6 protein-coding genes and 1 riboswitch are annotated in these 6,924 nt (G+C 67.2%); of the genes, 2 read left to right on the top strand and 4 right to left on the bottom strand.

What is annotated here, in order from left to right:
* The 4 genes from ACFSJG_RS02790 to prpD form a co-directional block, all read right to left on the bottom strand.
* On the bottom strand, window positions 1–501 hold a 501-nt coding region (locus ACFSJG_RS02790; protein WP_378483686.1), incomplete at its 3' end, for a biotin carboxylase N-terminal domain-containing protein.
* A gap of 162 nt (window positions 502–663) precedes the next feature.
* Complete coding sequence (locus ACFSJG_RS02785) at window positions 664–1,788, bottom strand: bifunctional 2-methylcitrate synthase/citrate synthase (protein WP_378483685.1); 1,125 nt, start codon at window positions 1,786–1,788, stop codon at window positions 664–666.
* A complete protein-coding gene (gene prpB, locus ACFSJG_RS02780) occupies window positions 1,788–2,702 on the bottom strand; it encodes a methylisocitrate lyase (protein WP_378483684.1) in 915 nt (304 codons plus the stop codon). Before prpB ends, ACFSJG_RS02785 begins: the two co-directional genes overlap by 1 nt.
* Window positions 2,702–4,204, bottom strand: coding sequence for a 2-methylcitrate dehydratase PrpD (gene prpD, locus ACFSJG_RS02775; RefSeq protein ID WP_378483683.1), 1,503 nt, complete (start codon window positions 4,202–4,204; stop codon window positions 2,702–2,704). Before prpD ends, prpB begins: the two co-directional genes overlap by 1 nt.
* A gap of 273 nt (window positions 4,205–4,477) precedes the next feature.
* Between prpD and ACFSJG_RS02770 the strand changes: the two genes are divergently transcribed.
* The gene (locus ACFSJG_RS02770; protein ID WP_378483682.1) at window positions 4,478–4,951 is read left to right on the top strand and encodes a TetR/AcrR family transcriptional regulator; all 474 of its coding nucleotides are present in this window, start codon (window positions 4,478–4,480) and stop codon (window positions 4,949–4,951) included.
* 165 nt (window positions 4,952–5,116) lie between these two features.
* A riboswitch (cobalamin riboswitch) is annotated at window positions 5,117–5,273 on the top strand.
* A gap of 165 nt (window positions 5,274–5,438) precedes the next feature.
* Window positions 5,439–6,857, top strand: a complete 1,419-nt coding sequence (locus ACFSJG_RS02765; RefSeq protein WP_378483681.1) for a short-chain fatty acyl-CoA regulator family protein — start codon at window positions 5,439–5,441, stop codon at window positions 6,855–6,857.
* The last annotated feature ends 67 nt before the right edge of the window (window positions 6,858–6,924 follow it).

Below are 6,924 nucleotides of genomic sequence, written 5' to 3'. Positions count from 1 at the left end.
ACCGCGACCACCACCACCGGCAACGGCCTTCACGAAGATCGGGAACTCCATGCTCTCCGACGCGGCAAGCAGGGTGTCCACGTCGGAGGACGGCTCCGACGACGTCAGCACCGGCAGACCGGCCGCCTTCGCCGCCGCGATCGCGCGCGCCTTGTTGCCGGTCAACTCCAGGACCTCGGCGGACGGGCCGACGAAGGCGATGCCCTCCGCCCGGCACGCGGCAGCGAGGTCGGGGTTCTCGGACAGGAAGCCGTATCCGGGGTAGATCGCGTCGGCGCCGGCCTTCTTCGCGGCGGCGACGATCTCGTTCACGGACAGGTACGCCCGGACCGGATGGCCTTCCTCACCGATCTGGTAGGACTCGTCCGCCTTCAGCCGGTGGACCGAGTTGCGGTCCTCGTACGGGAAAACGGCGACGGTTCCCGCGCCCAGCTCGTAGGAGGCGCGGAATGCCCGGATCGCGATTTCGCCGCGATTGGCAACGAGAACTTTGTTGAACATGGTGTGTACCTCGCTGTCGAGTGGAGCTGCTGCGACGTCGTTGTCCCGGCAGCACAGTGGCCCGCACTTGTGGTGCGGGCCACTGTGTTCAAAGGGTGCGCCCCGGTTTCCGAGAGACGGTGAATCTGCAATGACCAGTCCCCGGGACGCAGTTCGTGAGGCTCAGGCTCCCACTGCGCGCTGCGGCACGCCGGTGTACTCGCTGAGCGGCCGGATGAGAGCGTTCGACTCACCCTGCTCGATGATGTGTGCCGTCCACCCGGTGATGCGGCTCATCACGAAGATCGGGGTGAACACCTCGATGTCGAAGCCCATCAGGTAATACGCTGGGCCCGTGGGGAAGTCGAGGTTCGGCTTGATCCCGGTGGCGTCGTTCATGGTGCGCTCGAGGATCTCGTACATCGTGACCCACTTGTCGCCGCCGGTGTGCTCGGCGACGTCGAGGAACGCCTTGCGCATCGTCGGAACGCGGGAGTCACCGTTCTTGTAGACGCGGTGACCGAAGCCCATCACCTTTTCCTTGCGGGCAAGCTTGCCGCGCATCCACTCCTCGGCGTTCTCGGGCTCGCCGATCTCGATCATGTCGTGCATGACCGCCTCGTTGGCACCACCGTGCAGCGGACCCTTGAGGGTGCCGATGGCTGCGGTGACCGCGCTGTAGATGTCCGAGAGGGTGGAGGTGACGACGCGCGCCGCGAACGTGGAGGCGTTGAAGCTGTGCTCCGCGTACAGGATCAGCGAGACCTCGAAGGCCTTGACGATCTCCTTGTCCGGCACCTTCCCGAAGCACATGTTCAGGAAGTTCTCGGCGAAGCCGAGGTTGCTGTCCGGTGCGATCGGGTCCTGGCCGTGCCGGCGGCGATGGTCGGCGGCGACGATGGTCGGCAGCACCGCCATCATCCGAAGCGACTTCTCCCGGTTGGCCTTCGCGTCGTTGTCCCACTCTTGTGGGTCCTCGGCGCCGAGGTAGCTGATGGCCGTGCGCACCACGTCCATCGGGTGGCAGCTGTCCGGCATCTTCGCCACGAGCTGCAGCAGCGACCGGTCGGCGCGGCGGTTGGCCCGCTCCTGCTGGACGAACTGTTCGAGTTCGGTCTCGGTCGGAAGCTCACCGTTCCACAGCAGGAATGCGACCTGCTCGAAGCTGCAGTGCTCGGCGAGGTCCTGCACCGCGTAACCGCGATAGGTCAGGGAGTTGGTCTCGGGCACCACCTTCGAGATGGCAGTGGTGTCGACGACGACGCCGGCCAGACCCTTGTAGATCGTCGGAATTGCGGTGTCGGTCATCACTGGCTCCTGCCCAGGGTGAAGTTGAAGACTCCGGAATCGAATTCGTTGTAGCGCTCGTACTCGAGTAGTTCGTACAGCCGCGATCGGGTCTGCATCTGCTCGACGAGACCTTCCTGCGTGCCCTTCGCGTGGATCTCGCGGAGCCCGGCTTCGATCGCCCCCATCGCAAGACGGAGGGTGGTGACCGGGTAGATCACGGCGTTGTAGCCGATGTTCTGCAGCGTCTGTGCCGGAATGAGCTGCGACTTGCCGAATTCCGTCATGTTCGCGAGCAGCGGGACGTCCACTGCGCCGCGGAACTTCTCGAAGTCCGCCTCGGTGTGCAGTGCCTCGGTGAAGATCATGTCGGCCCCGGCGTCGGCGTACGCCTTCGCCCGCTCGATGGCCGCGTCGATGCCGTCGATACCGGCGGCGTCGGTGCGGGCGCAGATCACGAAGTTCGGGTCACGCCGGGCCGTCACCGCGGCCCGCAGGCGGCGCACCATCTCGTCGGTCGGCACGATCGCCTTGCCGTCGAGGTGGCCGCACCGCTTCGGGTTGACCTGGTCCTCGAGATGCAGACCCGCGATGCCCGCGTCCTCGAAGGCGAGGACGGTGCGGGCCGCGGACATCGGCTCACCGAATCCGGTGTCCGCGTCGACGAGGACGGGAAGGTCGGTGACACCGGCGATCTGGGCGCTGTGAGCCGTGACCTCGGTGAGGGTGGTCAGCCCGATGTCGGGCAGACCGAGTCCGGCCGAGAACGCGCCACCGGAGACGTAGACGCCCTCGAAGCCGATCTCCTGGACGAGCTTCGCCGTCAGCGGGTTGATCGCGCCCGGCAGCCGGGTGATGCCCTCCGACGTCAGGCTCGCCCGGAAGGCGGCGCGCTTGTCGCCCGCGGACGTCGCGGCGGCGATGAGCCCCGCCATCAGAAGAGGCCCTTCGGCGACTTCGGCGAGCGACCGAGCACCTCGTCGGAGACGGTGAAGGTGAGCTCGTTCAGCTCGCCGGCCTTCAGCTCGGGAGCGCGCTGCGCGGCGTCGAGGAAGCGGTCCTGCTCGGCCGGTGCGATGACGCCCTCGGCGAGGGTGCGGAACTTCGCGATGTACTGGTCGCGGGCGAACGGGCGAGCGCCGAGCGGGTGCGCGTCGGCGACGGCGAGCTCGTCGACGATGACCTCACCGCTCTTGAGGGTGACCTCGGCGCGGGCACCGAAGGCCTTTTCGTTCGGGTCGGTGGAATGGTAGCGGCGGGTCCACTCCGGGTCCTCGGCGGTGGAGATCTTCTGCCACAGCTCGATGGTGTCGGGACGCTGCGCCCGCTCCGGAGCGTAGGACCGCTCGTGGTGCCAGGTGCCGTCCTGCAGCGCGACCGCGAAGATGTACATGATCGAGTGGTCGAGGGTCTCGCGCGACGCCTGGGGGTCGAACTTCTGCGGATCGTTCGAGCCTGTGCCGATCACGTAGTGGGTGTGGTGGCTGGTGTGCAGGACGACCGACGCGATCTGGCTCAGGTCGCCGACCCGCTCGCGCAGGCGGAACGCCAGGTCGATCGGGGCCTGGCTCTGGTACTCGGCCGAGTGCTCCTTGGTGTAGGTGTCGAGGATGCCGCGCTTGGCCTCGCCCGGGCCGGGCAGCGGGACGTTGTACTCTGCCTTCGGGCCACCGAGCAGCCAGGCGATGACGCCGTCCTCGCCCTCCCAGATCGGGGACGGGGCGCCCTCGCCGCGCATCGCACGGTCCACGGCCTCGACGGCCATCTTGCCGGCGAAGGCCGGGGCGTAGGCCTTCCAGCTGGAGATCTCCCCCTTGCGCGACTGACGGGTGGCGGTGGTGGTGTGCAGTGCCTGACCGATCGCCTGGTAGACGGTCTCGGTGTCGAGGCCGAGCAGGGTGCCGATACCGGCGGCCGCGGAGGGGCCGAGGTGCGCGACGTGGTCGATCTTGTGCTCGTGCAGGCAGATGGCGCGGACCAGGTCGACCTGGATCTCGTAGCCGGTGGCGAGACCGCGGATCAGGTCGTTGCCGGTGCGGCCCGTGTGCTGCGCGACCGCGAGGATCGACGGGATGTTGTCACCGGGGTGCGAGTACTCGGCAGCCAGGAAGGTGTCGTGGAAGTCGAGCTCACGCACCGCGACGCCGTTGGCCCACGCCGCCCACTCGGGGGAGAACCTTCCGCCGACGCCGAACACAGTCGATCCGGGGCTGTACGGATGCGACTGCGCCTGCGCCCGCGCGTTGGCGACCGGGCGGCGGGTCACGGACGCTGCGGCGACGGCAGCGTTGTCGATGATCCGGTTGACGATCATCTCGGCGGTGTCCGCGGGCACCTCGACGGCGTCGGTCGCGACCTCGGCGATCTTCCACGCGAGGTGCTCGCTGCGCGGGAAGTCCTCGGCGGAGCGGTAGGTGCGAACGGGATGCGTCTTCAAGATGATGTCCTCCGATTGTGTCGGCGCCTGGTACTGGAACTCGGCCGGGAAGCGACCGATCGACCCGGCGATGTTCGCAGCGTATGGAGGACGCGACGTGACGGGAAGAGACTGAACCTGCGTAATTCGGTGGTGTGTGTCGGCGAATTCTGCGAATGCTGCGAACCTGACCGGACCGACCCCACACACTTTGCAGAACAGGCGAATTCACGCCACTGAAGTCCGCAGGATCGAACCGTTTCACTGCCAGTTCGCGGGCCGTACGCTGCCGACATGACCGACACCGACAAGGTTTCGATCACCGGATCCAGCCGGCCCGGAGCTACCGGTCGATGCACCCGGGTCGCCACCGACGAGACTCTGACGGCCATCCGTGAGATCGCGCTCGACCTGTTCGTCGAATGCGGATTTCGGGCCGCCCGCATGTCCGAGATCGGAAACCGGATGGAGCTGCGACCGGTGGAGCTCTACGCGCACGTCACGTCGAAGGAGCAGCTGCTCTGGGACATCATCCGCGAGTACACGACGAACGCTCTGGCCCGCGTCGAGGCGATCGCAGTGGCCGACCTCGATTCCGACGACAAGCTGGAACGGTTGATCGAGGCCCACGCCGACCTCGTGACCACGTATCGGCGGGAGGCGATCGTCGCTGCGCGGGACGCCGATGCGCTCACGTCCGCGCATGCGCAGGAACTGCTCGAACTCCGCAGCCGTCTCAAGCGGTGCTGGGACTTCGCGCTCATCTGACACGGGCCACCCGGCCAGGCCAGGTCAGAACGCCGACCGAGCAACCCGACACCCGAGTTCGCAGGTCCGGGGTATGACCCCACGATCGCAGGTCTCTAGAATCGACGGTGCAGTTGGTTCGCCGCCGAGGCAGTGAGGAGCCCCGAAGGCCTCGGTGGCGTCGAAGTGCCCGAGGGCACGAGAGGGAATCCGGTGTGAATCCGGAACTGTCCCGCAGCGGTATGCAGGAACGACCGCCGTCACCAGCACTGGACACGAGTCCGGGAAGCGACGGCCAGTAGGTTCGCCTCACCGGCGAGCGCCTGCGAGTCCGAAGACCTGCCCGCTGCGCCGGGTACGCCGTACCCGGCGGTGTGCCGCCTCGTGGACTGGGTGTGCGTACCCGATCGAGTTGTCGCCGTGCCCGGACTCGAGACGTGGCGACGGGGGCCTGTTCGGGCGTGCGCATTCGTGGGCGGCCTCTGGCCTCGACCCGAAGGACCGCACCATGCAGAAGATCTACGGCGGACCGCGACTGCGCCGACTGCGGGAGGAACGGGGCCTGACGCAGTTGGAGCTGGCCCGGACGCTCGATCTCTCGGCGAGCTACGTCAATCAGTTGGAGAACGATCAGCGCCCACTGACGGTTCCGGTCCTGCTCAAACTGAACGCCACGTTCGACCTCGATCCGCAGTTCTTCGCGGCCGATCAGGACGCGAGGCTGGCGGCCGATCTCCACGACGTGCTCCGAGCGGTCGGGTCCGGTACCCCCAGTGCGGCCGCGGTGGACGAACTGGTCGCAAGAATGCCGGAGATCGGCACCGCCCTGGTCGGGGTCCACCGGCGGCTGCTGGCGGCAACCGAACGGCTGGAGCAGTACAGCGTCTCGCTGTCCGCGCCGTCGGAGGCGACGTCGGAGCCGTCTGTGCCCATGCCGTTCGAGGAGGTCCGAGACTTCTTCTACGACAGGCACAATCACATCGCCGAACTCGACGACGCCGCCGAACGATTGTTCACGGAAAGCGGCCTACGGCCCGGTTCTCTGGACAACCAGCTGACGGCCCTCCTCGAATCGGAGCACGACATCGTCGTCAGGTTGCGCACCGATCCGCCCGACCGGCCGGGACCGAAACGCTCGTACGACGACGCGAACCGCATCCTGACCCTGTCCCGGCACCTGACACCCGGACAGCGGGCGTTCCAGATCGCAACCCAACTCGCCTTCCTCACCCAGTCGGCCACGATCGACGCGCTCGTCGAGTCCGCCACCGGTCTCGGAGAGGGCTCCCGCGAGGTGGCGAAGATCGGACTCGCGAACTACTTCGCCGGGGCACTGCTGTTGCCGTACACCCTGTTCCTCGACGCCGCGGAGCGGTTGCACTACGACATCGAGATGCTGGCGCTCCAGTTCGAGGTCGGATTCGAGACGGTCTGCCACCGGCTCTCGACGATGCAACGCCCGACCCGGCGCGGCATCCCGTTCTTCTTCGTCCGCACCGACCGAGCCGGCAACATTTCGAAACGACAGTCCGCCACCGCGTTCCACTTCTCCCGCATCGGTGGCAGCTGCCCGCTGTGGGTGGTGCACGATGCGTTCGGAATGCCCGGACGGATACTCACCCAGGTCGCACAGATGCCCGACGGCCGGACATACCTGTGGATCGCCCGCACCACCGACGACGACCCCCGACCGTACGGCACCGCAAGGCGGAGCTTCGCGATCGGATTGGGCTGCGACATCACCCACGCCGACCGACTCGTGTACTCCCGAGGCCTGCGACTCGACGAGCAGATGTCGCCGGATCCGATCGGCGCCGGATGCAAGATCTGCGAACGCACCGACTGCGCGCAACGGGCGTTCCCACAGATCGGCCGGCCGGTGCGCGTCGACCTGAATCTCAGTGCCCGCCAGCCCTATCCGTCGTAGGAACGTTGCACCTGTGCGCACTTCTGGTAGCTCCCGCTACCACAAGTGCGCACAGGTGCCGGCGGCG

It is taken from the genome of Rhodococcus gannanensis (genome assembly GCF_042681175.1).
In the GTDB taxonomy this organism is placed as follows: domain Bacteria; phylum Actinomycetota; class Actinomycetes; order Mycobacteriales; family Mycobacteriaceae; genus Rhodococcus_G; species Rhodococcus_G gannanensis.
This window is presented reverse-complemented; position numbering and strand designations above follow the sequence as displayed.

Excerpts from the sequence above, each read along its gene's own strand:
- ACFSJG_RS02785 (WP_378483685.1), bottom strand. The coding sequence starts at position 1,788 with ATGACCGACACCGCAATTCCGACGATCTACAAGGGTCTGGCCGGCGTC.
- ACFSJG_RS02770 (WP_378483682.1), top strand. The coding sequence starts at position 4,478 with ATGACCGACACCGACAAGGTTTCGATCACCGGATCCAGCCGGCCCGGA.
- ACFSJG_RS02765 (WP_378483681.1), top strand. The coding sequence starts at position 5,439 with ATGCAGAAGATCTACGGCGGACCGCGACTGCGCCGACTGCGGGAGGAA.
- prpB (WP_378483684.1), bottom strand. The coding sequence starts at position 2,702 with ATGGCGGGGCTCATCGCCGCCGCGACGTCCGCGGGCGACAAGCGCGCC.